This window comes from Pseudomonas sp. AP3_22 TE3818 (assembly GCF_053628995.1).
The window spans coordinates 1,362,417-1,382,995 of record NZ_JBRJHL010000001.1 but is presented as its reverse complement, the minus strand read 5'-3'; the positions used below and the strand labels follow the sequence as shown (position 1 = coordinate 1,382,995).

General features: G+C 59.3%; 12 protein-coding genes. 6 read left to right on the top strand and 6 right to left on the bottom strand.

The genetic code is table 11. The annotated features are described in order from the left end of the window. Positions 1-118: 118 nt before the first annotated feature. The 3 genes from AB7M25_RS06480 (at position 119) to AB7M25_RS06470 (ending at position 3,308) form a co-directional block, all read left to right on the top strand. Positions 119-721 (top strand): class I SAM-dependent methyltransferase, encoded by a 603-nt coding sequence (locus tag AB7M25_RS06480; RefSeq protein WP_007978448.1) that lies wholly within the window; start codon positions 119-121, stop codon positions 719-721. Between the two features lie 266 nt (positions 722-987). Continuing rightward, positions 988-1,989 (top strand): AAA family ATPase, encoded by a 1,002-nt coding sequence (locus tag AB7M25_RS06475; protein ID WP_429389410.1) that lies wholly within the window; start codon positions 988-990, stop codon positions 1,987-1,989. After that, positions 1,986-3,308, top strand: a complete 1,323-nt coding sequence (locus AB7M25_RS06470) for a DUF58 domain-containing protein (protein ID WP_429518966.1) — start codon at positions 1,986-1,988, stop codon at positions 3,306-3,308. The genes AB7M25_RS06475 and AB7M25_RS06470 overlap by 4 nt, the downstream gene beginning before the upstream one ends. Before the next feature lie 12 nt (positions 3,309-3,320). On the opposite strand, the gene AB7M25_RS06465 is transcribed toward AB7M25_RS06470, so the two are convergent. Then, a complete protein-coding gene (locus tag AB7M25_RS06465; protein ID WP_095965416.1) occupies positions 3,321-3,680 on the bottom strand; it encodes a PilZ domain-containing protein in 360 nt (119 codons plus the stop codon). Between the two features lie 234 nt (positions 3,681-3,914). Further along, positions 3,915-4,298 carry a tetratricopeptide repeat protein gene (locus AB7M25_RS06460; protein ID WP_102698401.1) on the bottom strand — a complete coding sequence of 128 codons (384 nt, stop codon included), beginning with the start codon at positions 4,296-4,298 and terminating at the stop codon, positions 3,915-3,917. A gap of 170 nt (positions 4,299-4,468) precedes the next feature. Between AB7M25_RS06460 and pyk the strand changes: the two genes are divergently transcribed. Continuing rightward, on the top strand, positions 4,469-5,920 hold the full coding sequence (gene pyk, locus AB7M25_RS06455; RefSeq protein ID WP_007978464.1) for a pyruvate kinase: 1,452 nt from the start codon (positions 4,469-4,471) through the stop codon (positions 5,918-5,920). Positions 5,921-6,128: 208 nt separating this feature from the next. On the opposite strand, the gene AB7M25_RS06450 is transcribed toward pyk, so the two are convergent. Genes AB7M25_RS06450 through AB7M25_RS06440 form a run of 3 tightly spaced genes read right to left on the bottom strand, consistent with a single transcriptional unit; the run spans position 6,129 to position 8,942 of the window. Next, on the bottom strand, positions 6,129-6,878 hold the full coding sequence (locus AB7M25_RS06450) for an enoyl-CoA hydratase-related protein (protein ID WP_454237086.1): 750 nt from the start codon (positions 6,876-6,878) through the stop codon (positions 6,129-6,131). 29 nt (positions 6,879-6,907) lie between these two features. Next, on the bottom strand, positions 6,908-7,843 hold the full coding sequence (locus tag AB7M25_RS06445) for an iron-sulfur-binding ferredoxin reductase (RefSeq protein WP_429384898.1): 936 nt from the start codon (positions 7,841-7,843) through the stop codon (positions 6,908-6,910). After that, the gene (locus AB7M25_RS06440; protein ID WP_429384900.1) at positions 7,836-8,942 is read right to left on the bottom strand and encodes a GGDEF domain-containing protein; all 1,107 of its coding nucleotides are present in this window, start codon (positions 8,940-8,942) and stop codon (positions 7,836-7,838) included. Before AB7M25_RS06440 ends, AB7M25_RS06445 begins: the two co-directional genes overlap by 8 nt. Positions 8,943-9,339: 397 nt before the next feature. Here AB7M25_RS06440 and AB7M25_RS06435 point away from each other — a divergent pair, with 397 nt between their 5' ends. Then, positions 9,340-10,863, top strand: coding sequence for a fumarate hydratase (locus AB7M25_RS06435; RefSeq protein WP_007986121.1), 1,524 nt, complete (start codon positions 9,340-9,342; stop codon positions 10,861-10,863). Positions 10,864-10,981: 118 nt separating this feature from the next. Here the strand turns inward: AB7M25_RS06435 and AB7M25_RS06430 are convergent, their stop codons facing one another. Continuing rightward, complete coding sequence (locus AB7M25_RS06430) at positions 10,982-16,618, bottom strand: hypothetical protein (protein WP_454237085.1); 5,637 nt, start codon at positions 16,616-16,618, stop codon at positions 10,982-10,984. Between the two features lie 353 nt (positions 16,619-16,971). Here AB7M25_RS06430 and AB7M25_RS06425 point away from each other — a divergent pair, with 353 nt between their 5' ends. After that, positions 16,972-20,574 (top strand): Tc toxin subunit A, encoded by a 3,603-nt coding sequence (locus AB7M25_RS06425; protein WP_454237084.1) that lies wholly within the window; start codon positions 16,972-16,974, stop codon positions 20,572-20,574. Positions 20,575-20,579 lie beyond the last annotated feature (5 nt).

The window sequence follows — 20,579 nt, the reverse complement described above, 5'->3', positions numbered from 1 at the left end:
CCCTTGCCCAGCACTTCCCCTAGTGTGCGCGGGCGTCCGTTGACAGGCATTGGCCAGCGGAACACGCCCCCATTTCCCCTTTTGCCATCCGGCAAGGGCCTTGATCGAGTAACTGATTGTGAAAACCTTCCTCCATGTAGGTTGCGGTCCAAAGAGCAAGAACAGCACGACCAAGGGCTTCGCCTCGGAGCAGTGGCAGGAGCTGCGCTTCGATATCGATGAGAGTGTCAACCCGGACATCGTCGGCACCATGACCGACATGTCCCAGGTCAAGGACGCTTCGGTGGATGCGCTGTTCTCCAGCCACAACATCGAGCATCTCTATCCCCATGAAGTGCCGGTAGCCCTGGCGGAGTTCAAGCGCGTCCTCAAGCCTGGCGGCTTCGTGATCATCACCTGCCCGGACCTGCAATCGGTGTGCGCCCTGGTGGCCGAAGACAAGCTGACCGACGAGGCCTACCTTTCGCCGGCGGGCCCGATCGCGCCCATCGACATCCTCTACGGCCATCGCCCGGCCATGGCCAACGGCAACGTGTTCATGGCGCACCGTTGCGGCTTCACCAAGAAGGTCCTGACCGGCTCCCTGCAAGCGGCCGGCTTCGACATGGTCCTGCCGATCCAGCGTGCCCACCCGGCCTATGACCTGTGGGCGGTGGCGGCACTTGCGCCGATCTCCGAGCAAGAAGTAGTGGCGATCGCCAACCAGCATTTCCCTGCCTGAACCCTGCTGAACCACGGGCCTGGCATGCCGGGTCCGCCTCGTCTCAGAGCTCCGGCAGCCTGCGCCCCTCCCCCCCATCAGCGGCCATGGTGGCTTTGGCGGCAATCAGGTGTTGCTGCCTGCCACCCAGGGTTGTACGTATTCGACTTCATTACCGAGCTGCGTGATGGATCTGTATCTACAATCACAAGCGGATAAACATCGCCCTTGGTGGCATCCCCCAAAAAAAGAAACCGCATGTAACTGTTAACAGGGTTCCGGAAAAAATGAGTGAACCGATCGAGCCCGACGCAGCAAGGCATGTCGCTCAACAACGCCAGCGTGCCGGCCATCTGGCCCAGGCCGTACGCCAAGAATTGCAAAAAGCCGTGATTGGCCAGGACAGCGTGATCGACGACGTGCTGACCGCGCTGATCGCTGGCGGTCACGTATTGCTCGAAGGCGTGCCGGGGCTGGGCAAGACCCTGTTGGTACGCGCCCTCGCCCGCTGCTTCGGCGGTGAGTTCGCGCGTATCCAGTTCACTCCGGACCTGATGCCCAGCGACGTCACCGGGCACGCGGTGTATGACTTGCAGACCGAGCAATTCAAGCTGCGCAAGGGGCCGCTGTTCACCAACCTGCTACTGGCCGACGAGATCAACCGCGCCCCGGCGAAAACCCAGGCGGCGCTGCTCGAAGCCATGCAGGAACGGCAAGTCACCCTCGAAGGTCAGCCATTGCCGATCGCGCAACCCTTCATGGTGCTCGCCACGCAAAACCCGATCGAACAGGAAGGCACTTACCCGCTGCCGGAAGCCGAACTGGATCGCTTCATGCTCAAGGTGCGCATGGATTACCCGGACGCCGAGCAAGAGCTGAACATGGTCCGTCAAGTCAGCCGCTCGACCCGGGCCGACATGCTCGATGTCCAACCCATGCGCACCTTGTTGCAGGCCCGGGATGTGCTGGCCCTGCAACGCATCGCCAGCGACCTGGCGCTGGACGATCAGGTGCTCGATTACGCCGTGCGCCTGGCCCGCTCCACCCGCAGTTGGCCCGGCCTGATCCTCGGCGCCGGCCCGCGCGCGTCCATCGCACTGGTGCGGTGTGCCCGGGCCCGCGCGCTGCTGCGCGGCGGGGAGTACGTGATTCCGGACGACATCAAGGGTTGCGCCCTGGCCGTGCTGCGTCATCGCGTGCGCATCGCGCCGGAGCTGGACATCGAAGGGCTGGATGTCGATCAGGTGCTCCGGCAGATGCTCGACCAAGTACCGGCGCCGCGGCAGTGAAACCCTCGCGCCTGCTATTGATCTGGTTAACCTCGCTACTGGCCATCGGCATCGTGCTCGGCAGTCTGCAGGCACTGGAGCTGGCGATGCCGGCGAGCGTCACGCAGATCAATTGGGGACTGTTGCTGGCATTGCTGATCCTGGCCCTGCTCGATGCTTTTCGGCTGAAGCGACTACCCTCGCCCCGGCTGAGCCGTGAGATACCCGGCAGCCTGGCACTCGGTCGCTGGAGCGATGTGCACCTGATCCTTGAGCACGACTTTTCACAACCGCTGAACGTACAGATCTTCGACCATGTCCCCTCGGGCCTGGACTTCGAACACCTGCCGCTGACGGTCCAATTGCAACCGGGCCAGCACAGCCGAATCGACTACCGGCTACGTCCGCTCAAACGCGGGCACTTCAGTTTTGAGCACTGCGAAATCAGCCTGCCGAGCCCATTGGGTTTGTGGTCCGACAAACGCATTCTCGATGTCGCGGACAACACCCGCGTCTATCCCGACTTCGCCCGCCTCTATGGCGGCCAGTTACTGGCTGTGGATAACTGGCTCAGCCAGCTCGGCGTACGTCAACGCCAGCGTCGCGGCCTGGGTCTGGAGTTTCATCAGCTACGGGAATTTCGCGAAGGCGACAGCCTGCGTCAAATCGACTGGAAAGCCACCGCCCGCCAGCGCTCGCCCATTGCCCGGGAGTATCAGGATGAACGCGACCAGCAGATCATCTTCATGCTCGACTGCGGCCGGCACATGCGTAGCCAGGACGGCGAGCTGTCGCACTTCGACCATGCACTCAATGCCTGTTTGCTGCTCAGCTACGTCGCGCTACGCCAAGGCGACGCGGTGGGCCTGAGTACCTTTGCCAGCGAGCAGCCGCGCTACCTGGCGCCGGTAAAAGGCACCAGCCATCTCAACACACTGCTCAACAGTGTCTATGACTTGCACAGCAGCCAACGCAGCGCCGACTACCAAGCCGCCACTACGCAACTGTTGGCACGGCAAAAACGCCGGGCACTGGTGGTGCTGGTGACCAACCTGCGCGAAGAGGACGACGATGAATTGCTCCCGGCGGTCAAGCGCCTGAGCCAGCAGCACCAGGTGCTGGTCGCGAGCCTGCGCGAGGACGTGCTCGACACCCTGCGCCAGTCACCGGTACAGACCTTGCCCGAGGCGCTGGCCTATTGCGGGACCGTGGACTACCTCAATGCGCGCGCCGAACTCCATGAGCGTTTGAACGCTCATGGCGTGTTGGTGATGGATGCGCTACCCGGCGAACTGGGGGCGGCGTTGGTGACGCGGTACCTGGGCTGGAAAAGAGCTTGAGCTTGAGTGATCTCAGGCCGAAGCCGGCAACGACTGAAAACTGAAGTACTGCTTCAACGCCCTCACCAACTGCCCATACTCCGGCGGTGCCCGTTGCAGGCTAAAACCGGCGTCGTAATGTTGGGGGGTCGCGTCTTCGTGGCACCACAGGCAACAGGCCTGCAGGTCGATGATCCGCTGGCCGCCTTCGGTGGCTGGAATTTTCAGGCGCAGGTTGAAGTCCGCGCCGATCATCATCGGCAGCTGGCTGATCAACATCAGCCCGTCTTCGGAGACATTGCCCAGGTAACCGATGGGTTTGCCGGTGATGCCGTTGAACACTTTGAGGAAATACGGCAGTTGATGCCGCTCGATTCGGCGGTCGGTGAACATGTGCGTTTTCGCTATGCAAGGCTCTTAAGCAGAGCCGCACTACTGCTTCGGAACGGGTGCGCATTGAATAGTGGCCCGCTCTCCCCGTTCCCGGTGCGCCAGTCCTTACGGCGCTGAGTCCTGCTTATGCCGGTCACAGGTGTTGCCCCGGTTCAGAGGCAAGGCTCTAAAACCGGTTCATTGGACTATAGCTCAGCGCCGCCGGGGAGCCAGCGATGGACTGCTCGCCGGCCATCAGAACTGCGTCGGTTTTACCGCCGCGGCACTGCGCAGCGGGTAGTGGCCCAGGCTCTGCAAGGTTTCCAGACGGGCGCGGGCGCGGTAGGCGTATTCGCTTTGCGGATAGGAGGCAATAATGAACTGGTAGGTCTGGGCCGCGTCGATAAACATCTTCTGCCGCTCCAGGCACTGGCCGCGCATCATCGACACTTCCGGCCACACGTAAGGCCGCGCGCGGCTGTCGCGTTCGACCTTGGACAGTTCGAGCATCACCTGCTCGCAATTGCCCCGGTCATAGGCGCTGTAGGCATTGTTCAAGTGATGGTTCATTGCCCAACGGGTGCAGCCCGTGGCACTGAGGGCGCCGACGGCAAGGGCAGCAATGAGTACGAATCGCATGGGGATCTCCTGTCTTGAACGCTGTATCGACCCGTGGGCGAAAATCTTCAGGCGGCCTGGCGCAAAGTTGTCAGGTTCAATAAAGAAAGAAAAAAGTAGTGCATACGAACAATGACTACACCTTCGGAGCATAGTAGCCTCACTCAGCGCTTGAACTCAGGAGTCTTTGCATGTCCGTCCGTCGTACCAAAATCGTCGCCACCCTTGGCCCGGCCAGTAACTCGCCGGAAGTTCTCGAACAGCTGATTCTGGCTGGCCTGGACGTCGCCCGCCTGAACTTCTCCCACGGCACCCCCGACGAGCACAAGGCTCGCGCGAAGCTGGTGCGTGACCTCGCTGCCAAGCACGGCCGCTTCGTCGCCCTGCTGGGTGACCTGCAAGGCCCGAAAATCCGTATCGCCAAATTCGCCAACAAGAAGATCGAGCTGAAGATCGGTGATCAATTCACCTTCTCCACCAGCCATCCCCTGACCGAAGGCAACCAGCAAGTGGTCGGCATCGACTACCCGGACCTGGTCAAGGACTGCGGCGTGGGCGACGAGCTGCTGCTCGACGACGGTCGCGTGGTGATGCGCGTCGATACCGCCACCGCCACCGAACTGAACTGCACCGTGACCATCGGCGGCCCGCTGTCCGACCACAAAGGCATCAACCGTCGCGGTGGCGGCCTGACCGCTCCAGCCCTGACTGAAAAAGACAAGGCTGACATCAAGCTCGCTGCGGAAATGGAAGTCGACTACCTCGCGGTGTCCTTCCCGCGTGACGCCGCCGACATGGAATACGCCCGTCAACTGCGCGACGAAGCCGGCGGCACTGCCTGGCTGGTGGCGAAGATCGAACGCGCCGAAGCCGTGGCCGATGACGAAACCCTCGACGGCCTGATCAAGGCGTCCGACGCGGTGATGGTTGCCCGTGGTGACCTGGGTGTGGAAATCGGCGACGCCGAACTGGTGGGCATCCAGAAGAAGATCATTCTGCACGCACGCCGCCACAACAAGGCCGTGATCGTCGCGACCCAGATGATGGAGTCGATGATCCAGAACCCGATGCCGACCCGCGCCGAAGTGTCCGACGTGGCCAACGCCGTGCTCGACTACACCGACGCCGTGATGCTCTCGGCCGAAAGTGCCGCAGGCCTGTACCCGCTGGAAGCCGTTCAGGCCATGGCGCGTATCTGTGTCGGTGCCGAAAAGCACCCGACCAGCAAGACCTCCAGCCACCGCATCGGCAAGGAGTTCCAGCGCTGCGACGAGAGCATTGCGCTGGCGACCATGTACACCGCCAACCACTTCCCGGGCGTGAAGGCGATCATCGCCCTGACCGAAAGTGGCTACACCCCGCTGATCATGTCGCGTATCCGTTCCTCGGTGCCGATCTACGCGTTCACCCCGCACCGCGAAGCCCAGGCTCGCGCGGCGATGTTCCGTGGCGTGTACACCATCCCGTTCGACCCGGCTTCGCTGGCGCCGAACGAAGTCAGCCAGAAGGCGATCGACGAACTGGTCAAGCGCGGCGTAGTACAGAAAGGCGATTGGGTCATCCTGACCAAGGGCGACAGCTACCACACCACCGGCGGCACCAACGGCATGAAGATCCTGCACGTTGGCGATCCGATGGTCTGAGTGACCGGTTGCTGAAAAACAAAAGCCCCGCCATGTGAATGGCGGGGCTTTTTGCTTTCTGATCCATTTTTTGTTTTGCCTGATCCGTCCCCTTCGCGGGCAAGCCCGCTCCCACAGGGTTTTCCGTTCGACACAGGTTTTGTGAACAATACCGGCTACTGTAGGAGCGGGCTTGCCCGCGATGAGGCCAGTCCAGTCAGCGAAAAACTCAATGCCGCTTGATGAACCCGGTCAACGCCGCCAAGGCTTCCGGCGAACGCAACCGCTGGGTGAACAATGCACCTTCTTCTTCGATCACCTTGCGCAACAGCGCCCGATCCGGCGCTCTCATCAGTTGCTTGCTGATCCGCACCGCTTCCGGCGGCAGCGACTCAAAGCGCAAGGCCATCTCCCGTCCCTTGGCCAGCGCCTCTTCGCCACTGCCCAAGGCTTCATTGGCAATACCCCAGGCAGCCGCCTGTTCACCGCTGAAACCTTCGCCCAGCAGCAACAACTCCGCCGCTTTAGCCTGCCCGAGCAAGCGAGGCAGGATCAGGCTGGAACCGAACTCAGGGCACAAGCCGAGATTGACGAACGGCATGCGCAGGCGCGCATCACGGCTGACGTAGACCAGATCGCAATGCAGCAACATCGTCGTGCCAATGCCCACTGCTGCCCCGGCCACGGCGGCGATCACCGGTTTGCGGCATTCGAGCAGGTTGAGCATGAACTGGAACACCGGGCTGTCGAGGCTGGTCGGTGGTTGCTGGATGAAATCGGCGATGTCGTTGCCGGCGGTGAAGCATTCGGCGGAACCGCTGATCAGTACGGCATTGATCCCGGGGTCGCTGTCGGCCTGTTTCAACGCTTCGGCCAGTTGGCTGTACATGGCGCGAGTCAGGGCGTTTTTCTTGTCCAGGCGATTCAGGCGCAGGGTCAACAGGCCGCGTTCGCGTTCAACTTGGATGGCATCGGTCATGGCAGGTCTCGCGTCTGAAAAGTCAGCGCTCAACCACGGGGCAGGAACACATCGGCCAGCAGTTGATTGCGCGGCAATCCCGCCAGGTACAGGCGCCGGGCAAAGGCATCGACACTGTCGGGGGCTCCGCAGAGTAAGGCCAGGGTTTGCCGGGAAACAAGCCGCAGTTGCGCCAAAGCCGCTGGCAACTCGGCCGGGGTCCACAGCTCGACACTCAGGTTCGGACGGCTGGCGACCATGGCCTGCAGAGGCTTGGCCAGGTAGTGCTCATCGGCATCATGGGCCAGGTGGATGACACGGATGGCGCCCTGGTGATCCTGGCGCAGCGCTTCGCGCAACACACCAAACAACGGCCCCAACCCGGTGCCGGCCGCCATCAACCACAACGGCCGGGTGTGCCAGTCCGGATCGTAATGCAAGGCACCGCCGCGCAATTCACCGAGACGGATCGGATCGCCGATGCGCAATTGCCGGGCCGCATCGCTGAATTCCCCGGGCTGGCGGCAATCGAGATGAAACTCGAGAAAACGGTCTTCCTGCGGCAGGCTGGCGAGTGAGTACGGCCGCGCCACGTTGCCCGCCCACAACACCAGGTGCTGGCCGGCGCCGTAGCGCAACGGTCGCTGCGCGATCACCCGCAAGCGCAACACTGTGGTGCTCAGCCAATCGACCGCGGCGACCTCGGCCGGTTGACCATCGACCTGCGGGTCGAAAGCATGCACCTGCAAGTCCTCGACCACCTGGCACTGGCACGCCAGGCGCCAACCCTGTTCTCGCTGCTGCGCACTCAGGGCATCCGGCCGGCTGTCGCTCGGCAGGCCCCGCACACACTGCACCAGGCACGCATGGCAACTGCCGGCGCGGCAACTGTAAGGCACCGGCACGCCGTTCTGATTCAGCGCGTCGAGCAGATTGCTGCCCGCCGCTACCGACCAGTGGCGCTCGCCAACCCGCAGTTCAGGCATCGACGTTCTCCCACGCCGCCGCGCATCGGTTGCGGCCGTCACGCTTGGCACGATAGAGCGCCTGATCGGCCCGTTGCAGCGCGTCATCGAGGTCGCAGCCCAGTTCCAGCAGGGTCATGCCGGCGGACAGGCTGAGATTGCGCACATTCAGACCGATCAACTCGACATCGGTGAAGGCGATGCGCAGCCGTTCGCAGCACGAAGTCAGACTGTCGGCATCGCAATCGGGCAGCAGCACCACGAATTCTTCACCGCCGTAGCGAGCCAGAACATCGCTCTCACGCAGGCACGCGGTGGCAACGCCGGCAAAAGCTTGCAGCACCTGATCGCCGGCGGCGTGCCCGTGCAGATCGTTGATGCGCTTGAAATGGTCGAGGTCGATCAGTGCCAGGCCATGCACGACACCGGCTTCCATGGCGTTCAACTCGCGGGAAGCCAGGCGCAGGAAATGCCGGCGATTGAACAGGCCTGTGAGCTCGTCGGTGGCCACCAGGTCTTCGAGCTGGCGCATCATCCCGCGCAAGGTGTCCTGGTGCGCCTGCAAGGCAAAACGCCGCTGACGCATACGCTGTCGCGAAGCCTGGACGTAGCGGGCATACAACACCAGCCACACCAGCACGATGAACAGCACGCACACCTGCAACACCGCCATGGCCGGGTCGGGCAACCGGAAATGGTAGCCCTCCCACAGGGTGATCGCGCTAAAGCTGAAGAACACCAGCAATGCGCATCGCACAAAGGACCGGCGTGACAAATGGAACAGGCCGAACAGCAGGATAAGGACGTAAAACACCAGGAACGCACCCCGGGCTTCGTCCAGATGGGCGATCAGCCAGGTTTGCCAGCCCAGCCCCAACAACACTTGCGCCTCGGTCAGGCTGGGGTCGGCGAAACGCAGGTTGCAGCCGCTGTAGAACACCGCGAACAGGATGGCCTGGCTGGTCACGACCAGTGCGCTGCCGATGGCGACACTGGCCAGCGGCGCGTCGTAGTGACCAGTAAAAAACGCCAGCCACAGCAACAGCAATGCCAGGGCATAGGTGCCGGCCGCGAGGGCGAAACGTTTGAGCAACAGGCGCTGGATGGCGTTATGGGTCAATCGTTGACTCACCAAATGAAAGGAGACTGACAGAGCGTCCTACTCTACAGACCGCAGGTCACTTTAGTGGCGTGACCGATAAATGACCATTCAATTTTCGTCAGGTCAAAAACAGCTTCCCCCTGTAGGAGCCGGCTTGCTGGCGATCCCGGCGACGCGGTGTGTCAGACCGGCCGCCATCGCTGGCAAGCCAGCTCCTACAGAGGCTGCGCCACCTATGCGACCAACGATTGACTGTCGGCGGGTGTGTACCGAACCGAGGCGCGGTATACTGCCGCGCCTTTTTAGCGTCGCGCCAGCATGCCCGGCGTGCCTTGAAAGGTGCTTGCAACCGACCGATGCACCCAAGCTGCAAGCACCTTATTGAATGTTCCCGTCTTTTAGAGGAGCGCGACTCATGACCGTGATCAAGCAAGACGACCTGATTCAGAGCGTTGCCGACGCCCTGCAGTTCATTTCCTACTACCATCCCGTGGATTTCATCCAGGCGATGCACGAAGCCTACCTGCGCGAAGAATCGCCAGCGGCCCGTGACTCCATGGCGCAGATCCTGATCAACTCGCGCATGTGCGCCACCGGCCACCGCCCGATCTGCCAGGACACCGGCATCGTCACCGTGTTTGTCCGTGTCGGCATGGACGTGCGCTGGGATGGCGCCACCATGGGCCTGGACGACATGATCAACGAAGGCGTGCGTCGCGCCTACAACCTGCCGGAAAACGTCCTGCGTGCTTCGATCCTCGCCGACCCGGCGGGTGCTCGCAAGAACACCAAGGACAACACCCCGGCCGTCATCCACTACTCCATCGTTCCGGGTAACACCGTGGAAGTGGACGTGGCGGCCAAGGGCGGCGGTTCCGAGAACAAGTCGAAGATGGCCATGCTCAACCCGTCCGACTCGATCGTCGACTGGGTGCTCAAGACCGTTCCGACCATGGGCGCCGGCTGGTGCCCACCGGGCATGCTCGGCATTGGCATCGGCGGCACCGCCGAGAAAGCCGCTGTCATGGCAAAAGAAGTGTTGATGGAATCCATCGACATTCACGAGCTGAAAGCTCGCGGCCCACAGAACCGCATCGAAGAAATGCGCCTGGAGCTGTTCGAGAAGGTCAACCAGCTGGGCATCGGCGCCCAGGGCCTCGGTGGCCTGACCACCGTGCTCGACGTGAAAATCATGGACTACCCGACCCACGCCGCCTCCCTGCCGGTGTGCATGATCCCGAACTGCGCCGCCACCCGTCACGCGCACTTCGTGCTCGACGGTTCCGGCCCGGCCTCGCTGGAAGCGCCACCGCTGGACGCCTACCCGGAAATCGTCTGGGAAGCCGGCCCGTCGGCCCGTCGCGTCAACCTCGACACCCTGACCCCGGAAGACGTGCAGAGCTGGAAGCCGGGCGAGACCGTCCTGCTCAACGGCAAGATGCTCACCGGTCGCGACGCTGCGCACAAGCGCATGGTCGAGATGCTGAACAAGGGCGAAACCCTGCCGGTGGACCTCAAGGGTCGCTTCATCTACTACGTCGGCCCGGTCGATCCGGTCGGTGACGAAGTGGTTGGCCCGGCTGGCCCTACCACCGCCACGCGGATGGACAAGTTCACCCGTCAGATCCTCGAGCAGACTGGCCTGCTGGGCATGATCGGCAAATCCGAGCGCGGCCCGACCGCGATCGAAGCGATCAAGGACAGCAAGGCCGTGTACCTGATGGCCGTCGGTGGCGCCGCTTACCTGGTCGCCCAGGCGATCAAGAAGTCCAAGGTGCTGGCGTTTGCTGAACTGGGCATGGAAGCGATCTACGAGTTCGAGGTCAAGGACATGCCGGTGACCGTAGCGGTCGACAGCAAGGGCGAGTCCGTACACATCACAGGTCCTGCCATCTGGCAGAAAAAGATCAGTGAAAGCCTGGCGGTGGAAGTGCAGTAAGCATTAAACCGTGAGTAAAAAGAGCCGCGCAGTTTGTACGACTGCGCGGCTTTTTTTTTCACATTCAAATCCTCCACTCATCGAGGCTGGGGTAACCCGTTCAAGGACCTGGGCAAGGTTATTGACCCATATCTAGATACGGGCTGATAAGGGTAAGGGTGGCAGATTCGCCCTCATCATAATCGATATGGATCCAGCCATTTTCCTCTGTGAGCTTCACTGTAGACTCTCGCCCGGTAACCGTGACCAGTACTGGACTTCTACCGGCAACCTGCCCCGTGAATTTGGACGCTGCTCGCACTCCGTATCGGTAATAACCTCCCATCTCCTCCGGCCCGAAGGTTTCAGATACCTCGATAGCGTTTTGAGCCAGGCTCATCATCAATGGCATTGACTTGAAGTTCAAATCATCCACGTTCAACTGCACGGCAAAACTCCCATCCTTGAGACTGTTGACGCAATTAAACTCCCAGCGCACAACATGGTTTTCAGCCATCATCTGAGGAATAGCCGGATCCGGGCTCACGACTATCCCAAGATCCGCAGCGGTGTCGCCCATCCAGTTCAGCGTCACCTTCTTGCCAAGCAAATGACTGCCGGGCAGGGCCTGTAGTGTCAGCTCATGCGTCACCCCATGGCAGGGATAGGCAGCACTACCGAACATTGTTCTGTAGGTATCGAATACCATTTGCACGTCATCGGCCAGATCATTGGCAAGCAGCCGCCCTGGCAAATGCCAGTCCGGCAGCCTCGAACTCGTCAATTTCAAGCCAAACAAGCCGTTTCCACCCGAACCGCAAACAATGGACCACCGCGCTATACCGACCGTTATCGTTTGTGGCGTCCCCAAGGGAGGATCAAACTCCATGCCCTGCTGCACAGCGTCCGCCAGGTCTTCCAACGTGACGGTGGAACCCATCTGGCTAGCGTTGTTGACACCAAGCTTCAACTCGTAGGACGTGCCATGCACCAAAACGAGTTGGTCACGGGCCGGATCAATCTTCTTGCCATTCAGATAAAGTCCAAACGGCCGCTCCCAGCTGTTCTCCTCCAACGCTGTCACCTCGAACAGCTGAAGGGTCATTACCCCTTCGTTTTCGCCGGTTACATCCGCCTGGAGCCGGTGTTCACCAGGTGTGTCGGGCGTATAACGATAGTGAGCCCAGCCTTCGGAGTCGGTAAGCGTTGTCGCCCGAACGCCCGCATTCTCCGGGTCGCTCCACTCAACCGCAATCCCCTCTACCCCCTCCCAGGTTTGCGAAGTCACCACTTGAACCCTCAACAACACGCTCTCGTTATTGCCCACCACCGGTTGTGCGAGCACCGGACCGGTGGCACCGATCAGGAGCCTGGCGTCGACCACCTCGAAAGCCCTTTCATCAGACCAATCAGAGCTGTCGGTTTCGTCCACTTGGCGCACTAGAATACGATGGGTGCCGACTTCCCAGGGTGAGGTGACCTGCCATCGCCAGCTTACCCGCCCATCGATACTGACAATCGGATTTTCGAGATCGTCCGCAAGATGAATATGGATCTTCCCTCGCGTTTCACCCTTGCCACGGATAACGAATTTGCGAGAGTTACGACTATTTTCGGTCGGTGCGTCGATTCCGGGTTTTTGCGGCACGGACTTGACGATAAACGAGTGAGGGTCGCTCCATGCCGACTCCGGGCCACTCCCTTGCTGTTTTACTTCAAGTTCAATGGCACCGGGATGCAGAGGTTTGTTGGTCGAGAAAACCAGTACACCCTCAGCATCAGCCGACGCCGAGTGCAGCACCTCGCCATCCCTCAGGCGCACGGTGATCAGCGCGTCAGGCAACCCACGGACCTGGATCACCGGTCGCGTCGGCGTTCTCGAACCTTCCAGCGGCAGCTCGAATTGTGGCGCTTCGGGTTTTTCCTGCTCCACAACAATAAAAACACACTCGTCACTGGGAGCGGAGGTGACCTCCTCTTCGGTTTGCGTCACCGTGACCTTGTTCTCACCGACCAGCCACGGTGAATCTGGAGTGAACACCCGCTCTACGTCACCAGCGTCAAAAACACCGGGAACCGGATCGCCCGCGCCATCGATAAGCACCAAAGTCGCCGATGCTGAATAAACGCCAGTAATGGTCAGCGGCTGATGCCGTTCAACCGGCGTAAGCAGTGGTGTGATCGCAGGTTTGGGTGGCCTGATTTTGAATGAGAGAGGTACGGGATCCGATTTCAGCTCGCCTGATGAAACAAACCCGTGAATCTCATGGGAACCCGGCCCCTGAGGCAGTGTCGATGTGGTCCAGGTACCATCAATGTCCGGTAACGCCCTGGCCCACTCATGACCCGTATCAGGCTCCTGTATCGACACCAACGCATCGGGTGCCGGGTATCCGTCGGTCCCGGTAAATGACGAATTCAAGTCAATGATCTGATCAGGTTGCGGGAAGGTGATAACGGGGGATGGGGGGTTTACTGCTTCCACCATAAAGGTGCAGGGATCGCTGGGCGATGAATCTACATCGTTATAAGTGGCCGTCGCCCCCACTGTATTTTCGCCCAGACTCCATTCCCGATGAGGCGTAAACATCATCCTCTGAGTATTCGCCTCAATCGAGAAACAGCCAGGGATCTCGATCCCTCCACCGTCCAACATCCGCAGTGTGGAACTTGGGTAAACTTGAACAACCTCTAACGACTGTTTAGGCCCGACAGGTGGGATGGGGGCAAGTACTTCTGGCTTGGTCGGCCTGATGGTGAATTTTCTGTGCACAAAGTCAGAGTGCACGCCACCCGCCTCGGCACGCACACGGAGTTCCATTGTCATTGGAGCAATCGGTATGGGCCCTGTTACCCAGGTTCCATCCTGATTCGGAAACGCATCTTCAAGCGAACGCTGATCATCATTTGCCCAGTACACCGACACTATTGATCCTGGCTCCGCATAACCGTTGGTTCCAGTGAATGAAAAGTGGACATCGACAAACTGATCCTGCTCCGGAAAAGTGACTACCGGCGCCATCAATTTGGATACGGTAAATGCACACCCCTCGCTCAACTCGGAGACCGTGCCGTTTACGGTCTGTTCGACCATGACCACGTGATCCCCCGGTGCCCACGGATCTCGCGGCGTAAACACACGGGTCGCGCCAGTGCCGGTGTAACTGCCATGCACCGGGTTCGATGGATGTTCGAACATCATCAGCACTGCATCAGCATGCACCGCGCTAATGGACAGTTCCTGCATAGGGTCGGCCGGACCGGTAGGAGGATTGATCGCAGGGGCGTTTGGCCGTGCCTTGAAAGTGCACGGATCACTTGGAGCAGATTCCACGTCATTGACGATTTGAACCGCTTTGACGGTGTTATCTCCAGGTGTCCAGCTCCGGTCTGGCGTAAAGGTGCAAGTATCCCCACTGCGAGTGAAATCACCGGGTATCTGGTTGCTCGCCCCATCAAGCATCTTGAACCCTGTAGCATTGTCATGAACGCCCACAATCGTCAGCGATTGCCTCGGCGCACCGATTTCGGGAGGTGGCAGAATCGTCAGTTTGAGCGGCTGCGTGCTGAAGATACACAGCTCACTTGCATCGGACTCCACACCGCCCACGATTTGCACTGCCTTGACCCTGTTAGTCCCCGGCGCCCAGTCCTGAGCGGGTGTGAAGGTGCGAGTCGTTCCGGAGGATGTGAAAGTACCCGTGACTGGCCGGTTTTCACCATCGAGCATCTTCAACGTCACAGAACCGGAGTGAACAGCGGTAACCGTCAAAACCTGCCTCGGCGCAGCCGGGTGTGGTGGTTGAGTGATCACCGGCTTGGCGGGTTTCAAGGTAAAGGTACGCAAATCGCTGGGATCCGATGCCACCTCCCTCACGGTTTGCACCACCTTGACCGTATGAGTCCCCGGCAGCCAAGGCTGATGAGGTGTGAACGTGCCGGTTGTTCCGTTGATGCGGACGGTGCCATCTATTTTGGGGCCCGCAGCACGGAACATCTCCAGGGTGGCATCGCGAGGATAAACACCGGTAACGGTCAACACCTGACCCGGTGCAATCGGCTGGGTGGGTTGAGTGATCACGGGCTTGGATGGCTTGATGAAAAACTGACGCGCATCGCTGGGCTCAGAAGTTTGCCCCCTCAAGGTTTGCCTGGCCTTGACAACCTTGCGACCGGCATCCCAGCTACGAGTGTAAGACCAGGCAGTGCCGTTTACAGTCGCATCGGCCAACTTGCTGTTGTCATGGTTCAGTATCTCGACCGTCGCACCTGCAAGACAGTCTCCCGTCACCGTCAATGAGCCCTCCTGGTGCAAGCTCCCCTGCGCGGGTAAAGAAATCCCCGGTTTACCCGATTTGATGAAAAACTCTCGCTGAACGCTGGGTTCAGAAGTTGTACCGTTTACGGCTTGCCTGGCCTTTACAACTTTGCGACCGGCGTCCCAGATGCGTGTGTAAGACCAAGCGGTGCCGGTTACGATCGCATCGGCCAATTTACTGTTGTCATCGTTCAGTATCTCGACCTTCGCGCCCGAGAGGCAGCTACCGCTTACCGTCAGTGAGCCCGTTGGGTGAGAACTCCCCGGCTGAGGTGAAGAAATCCCCGGTACGCCCGGCCTGATGAAAAACTCTCGCTCAGCGCTGGGTACGGAAGCGGCGCCGCCCACTGTTTGCCTGGCCTTGACGACCTTGCGACCGGCGTCCCAAACGCGAGTGTAAGTCCAGGCAGTGCCGTTTACGGTCGCGTCGGCCAACTTACTGTTGTCCTGGTTCAGTATCTCGACCCTCGCCCCCGTGTGACAGCTGCCGCGAACCGCCAGTGAGCCCGCTGGATGCGAACTCCCCCCCACGGGTGACGAAATCGCCGGTGCCTCCGGTACTGGCTGGTTGATCGTGAATGCTACGACAGTCGCCCAATCAGATGCTTGTCCTGTAACCTTCCCGATCTGATGGGCAGTAATTCGGTAATCATCTGCCGGCCAAGCTATTGGGGCAGAAACAGACCAACTCCCGTCAGAATTAACCGTCGTGGATAATAAAACGCCCCCGCTCCCGCCCTCATTATAGATGTGGAGAATCGCGTTTTTGAGCCCGCCGCCCCCAATGATAGTGGGTTTTCGAGAAGCAATTATACAGTTAGTAATTACAGGCCTGAACAGGACTGCAAAAGAGACCGCAGTCGACCATGCAGACTCCATACCGTTCAATTTCTGCCTGGCGGTCAGTTTGAATGGATCGGCCATCCACAATGGCTGCGTTAGCACGGTCTTCCAGGAGCCATTCGACTGTACCGTCGCCGTTCCGAACAGAACGGTACCGACACCGTCCTCATAGAGCTCGACCGTCGCACCTGCCACACCGCCTGTTCCTTGTATTTCCGGTTTTGGCACCCATATGGTTCCGGGGTTGGTAATCACCGGTGGCGAAAGTTGGACTTGGCCAATTTTAAAGTTGTGACTCCGAGCCCATCGGCTGTAAAGAGCGATTTGATATTGGATCTTGAAATAAATCATCTCGTTTACTGGCAACTCATCCGGCACTACATACTGAATAAAACCAGAGCCCCACCCACCGCTGTATCTTGTAATTTTTTTTCCATTGCTGGCCCAGAAGAAATCAAGGTTCCATTTATTGTGAGCAGGGGATGGCACAATTGCATGGACGTTAAATCGACGACTCACGGTTCCCGCTGTAGGAGCCGTGATAGCTGGAGGTGTCAGGACCTCCATCCGCGCTTCATTTTCATCCAGTATCTGGGTTTCGATATCCTTCGTCATAGTTTCAGCGCTCCACTACCCGACGTTTTCACTTGAGTTTGTGGAGCTACTTCTAACTTATTCGGCATCGTTAAAACCACCTGTAAAAACTGACAGTACCGATGAACGGCCTGATTTTCAAATACCGGGCATTGGCCATACGAGGGAGAACAAGAATTGCTCTCCGTCTGCTCACAGCCCCCTTCTTTTTAGATGAATTGTAATAAGTCACACGTCTTCAAGATGAATTAACTCTAAACAAATAGCCTCAACCTGTCAGGTTTGACAGGTTACACCTCGGGTGTTTACCACTAGTTTGATCCTGCCGGGCACTCAACGATAGCCCGTTACTTTCTGGCAGGAGAATCCTTGAAATGGCCGTCGACAATAACTCTCTAATGACCGCGCTCGTCGCAGCGGACAGCTCGCCGAAAAAAGGTCGCAGCGATTTCGCGACGGCCATGCAGAAGATGGGGTTCACGTCGGTCTTCGACATTGTTCGCCTGTCTCGATCCGGGTTCGCCCGCCAGCTCGCCGTTTTCAGCGATGCCAACGCCGAACTGGCCTATGACAATGCGATGGGTTACGCGGCCCTGATTGCCCGCCTGTATCGCGAATACAAAACCTCTTCGGGCAAGTTCCAGCACTTGGCCCAACGCAGTGGTGTGCACTCACTGACGAAGCTGGGGCCAACCTTTCGCAATGAGTTCAAAGAAAAATGGGACGAGTTCTGCAAGGTCGGGGCCATTGCCGCCGTCGACTCTCCGGTGGCCTACCTCAGCGAGTTGCATGGATTTGTCCAGCAACTGGAAGAAACCAGCGAAGATCCTAAACGCATTTTGCTGGACAGGCGGCGTCCGGATCTGAAGAACTTGCTGATTACCCGGGAGAGCACCTTCACCCCACGCCCCATGCTGGAAATCGTCAACGATGTGCTCACCCGTAACTTGGAGAATTATCTGAGTAACGTGGACGCCGATAAAAACAAGCCCATTTATCAGGTCCTGAGCGAGCGTCGCTACCCATTTACATTGCCGTACAACTTTTATCACCAGCAATGCGCAATCGGCCTGGAGGGGAATAAGCCCAAACTGGGCGAGTTCAATTACCGGGCCAGCCTGCTGCTACCGATTGCCCAGGACGCCACCAACGGGTACGGCAAAGTGCAGCAACCGGTGTTGCAGGCGCAACGGTTGTTGTCGGAGTTGAGTCCGCAGCAACAGGACTTGCTGATCGAACCCTCACCGTTCAGTAACTTCTATCTGACTCGTAACGATCTGAGTGACTTGACAGTCGGCTGGCAAAGCCCTGGCAGCAGTCAACTCAGTCCTCATTCGCCAATGACGACCGGTTACTTGCTGCCTTTAGGGCAAACGGGAATCGGCATCGCAGACCCCGAAGCAGATAGCTTGCGCTCATCCGCCACAGGCTCAAACCGGACATCCGTTACTTTTCAAAAGGACGAGCACACTACAACTACTCCCGTGACGCTGACGCTAAGCTCCGGCACGCCTGCCAATACCAACCAATACTTATTGAACTCACTGCACGCTGGCTCATCAGCGACCTATTGCTCGCGTGTAAAAACCGAAGCTGCACTCCCGGAACCCGACACAGAGGGTTTGTCCGTCAGCTTCGATCTGCAAATTGCCACAGGCACCGTTGAGGCCCCGGTCAAACTGATAAAAAGGCGCTTCACTCTCACGCTGGACGAACACTACCACCCGACAAATGAGGAAAAAAACTACTTCACCCAGGCATACGGCGTTGGCATTACAGACTCTGACCCTACCTTCCTGGCTGACCTTACCGAACTCATGCCGCGCACCGGCCTGCACGCTGAACAGGTCGAAATGCTCTTGGCACGACGCTCGTATGCAGTACGCTTGTCACCTAACTGTCCAAGCAAGAACGCACAGCACGAAGGCGTACCGCTTCCAACCCTCAAGGTTCTGCCATTCCCCCACGCCAACCACTACGGCGCCTGCTACGTAAACGGCACCGGCTCCGGCCTGTACGACAGCGAATCCCCACCCACGGCCGACTCGATCATCCGCGACAAATTCGACAACGCCATGGATCTGGTGCAGGTCGAAACCGCCGATACAAAAACCTGGCGCCTGACAAAGACTTCGCTCGATCGCTTTGATCGCCTGCAACGGATGATTCGCCTGCAACGCTGGACCGGCATTCCCTTCGCGAAGCTGGATACCCTGATCATCAGTGCCATCCGCGCCGAGGGCGAAGCCAACCTGGGGATGGAGCTCAACGAGAACACACTGCGCGCGCTCGGCGTCTTTCGCCACCTCAACCAGCGCCATGGCATCGATCCCCAGGAGTTCGCCGCGCTGCTGCACGACCTCACGCCCTATGCCAGCGGCAAGGATGAAGTGCCGCTGTTCGATCAAGTATTCAACCGGGTGCAACTGTTCGACACACCGCTGATCCTCGATCAAACGGCACTGGACCTTGATAGCGCAACGCCGGCCAACCAGAAGACCCTGCTGCAATTGTGTGCGGGTCTCGCTTTGCAACCGACCAATGACTCGCTGTTGTTGATCGCCGCAGAAACAAAAAAAGTACTGACTGAACTCAAGCGCGATTTGCCAACGGTCTCGTCACTTTTCCGCCAGGCCCGAATCGCCCAGTTGTTTGGTTTGCCGGTGGCCGACCTGTTGACGCTGGCGAACCTGCTGGGCGGCGGGCGTTACAAAACGGCATTGGCCAGCGGCCGCCTCAAGCTCCCAAGCTTGCCAGAATCCGCAGATATCCTCGATGTGCTGATGCAATTGGACTGGGCCGTCGATTGGCTCAAGGACAGCCAGCAGACCGTGGCCCAACTGCAACAGCGACTAGGGCCGAATATCCCGGTGGCATTATCCGAAAACAGCGAGGGCGAGGAACAAACGGTCGATACCCTGGCTGAGGAACAACCGCTGTCCGATGACCAACTCAAGCGTTTGAATACCTTGCATGAGGACACGGTACGCAGCGTTGTGACCGAACAAGAAGTCACATCCCTTGGGCTGCCCACCCACAATGACGCGGCTACACCGGCTCCCATCAACTGGTTCACGCTGCTCAAACAGTCGTTGCTCGATGCCGATGGACTGTTGCCGGGGCTCGACCGGCCGCTCACGGTGGTCGACGAGCCACACACCTGGCTCAAGGCCGACATCGACAAACTGGTCGACCCGCTGAATTTGGCCACCACCGTCAAAGATATCTGCAAACAAAAACTGCTCGGGCTGCTGCTTGATGCCCATGACAGGCAAACACAACTACTGGAAGCATTGTTCCAGGAAACCGCAAAACTGCCAACGGACCGCAGCACCGCCGTCATTCAATGGGCCCATTCTTCGGTCTACAGCATCCTTGTGGACGCGCTTTCTCAGGACGCAAGCATGTTGATCGAGCATTTCCAGCGCGTATCACGACACGCCGAAATAGCGCTGCAACTGCGCTTGAGCAACAGCGCGATTCGCCTGTTTGTCGTCAATCCGGACTGGTTGGGTGGCGATCAGTATTCAGGAAGCAACAGCGAACCCTCCCTTTCGGACCTCTACCTGTTCGAACGCTTCAGCCATTGGCTGCATGCCCAGCGTGAACCCGAAGACACCTTGCTGAGCTACTTCAGCCTCGCCAATCCGGCCGCGGCAAAACTGAAGAACAAAGCCCTGCGCCAGGTGGCTGCCGAAACGGCCAATAGTGCATTGGCCCGGCTGCTGGAATGGCCTGCAAAAGAAATTGAAGTACTCACCGCCACCCTGCCCGACAAACGTGCCAAGTCAATGGCACAGGTCGACTGGGTACGTCGCTGCCAGGCAACTTGCCAGGCCAGCGGACTGTCCGCCAAGGCGCTGCTGCAAGCCACCGAACTCAATGACCAGAGCACCCTGGATGCGTGGAAGTCCGTCGGTGACGCCGTCATGGCCGCCCACAACATCACCGCTCACTCATCACTTGCGAGTGTTTAAGGAAC

Bases quoted from the DNA above. Each gene is read 5' to 3' on its own strand.
- AB7M25_RS06430 (WP_454237085.1), bottom strand. From the start codon at position 16,618: ATGACGAAGGATATCGAAACCCAGATACTGGATGAAAATGAAGCGCGG.
- AB7M25_RS06450 (WP_454237086.1), bottom strand. From the start codon at position 6,878: ATGACCGATGCCATCCAAGTTGAACGCGAACGCGGCCTGTTGACCCTG.
- AB7M25_RS06475 (WP_429389410.1), top strand. From the start codon at position 988: ATGAGTGAACCGATCGAGCCCGACGCAGCAAGGCATGTCGCTCAACAA.
- AB7M25_RS06425 (WP_454237084.1), top strand. From the start codon at position 16,972: ATGGCCGTCGACAATAACTCTCTAATGACCGCGCTCGTCGCAGCGGAC.
- AB7M25_RS06460 (WP_102698401.1), bottom strand. From the start codon at position 4,298: ATGCGATTCGTACTCATTGCTGCCCTTGCCGTCGGCGCCCTCAGTGCC.
- AB7M25_RS06435 (WP_007986121.1), top strand. From the start codon at position 9,340: ATGACCGTGATCAAGCAAGACGACCTGATTCAGAGCGTTGCCGACGCC.
- AB7M25_RS06465 (WP_095965416.1), bottom strand. From the start codon at position 3,680: ATGTTCACCGACCGCCGAATCGAGCGGCATCAACTGCCGTATTTCCTC.
- AB7M25_RS06445 (WP_429384898.1), bottom strand. From the start codon at position 7,843: ATGCCTGAACTGCGGGTTGGCGAGCGCCACTGGTCGGTAGCGGCGGGC.
- pyk (WP_007978464.1), top strand. From the start codon at position 4,469: ATGTCCGTCCGTCGTACCAAAATCGTCGCCACCCTTGGCCCGGCCAGT.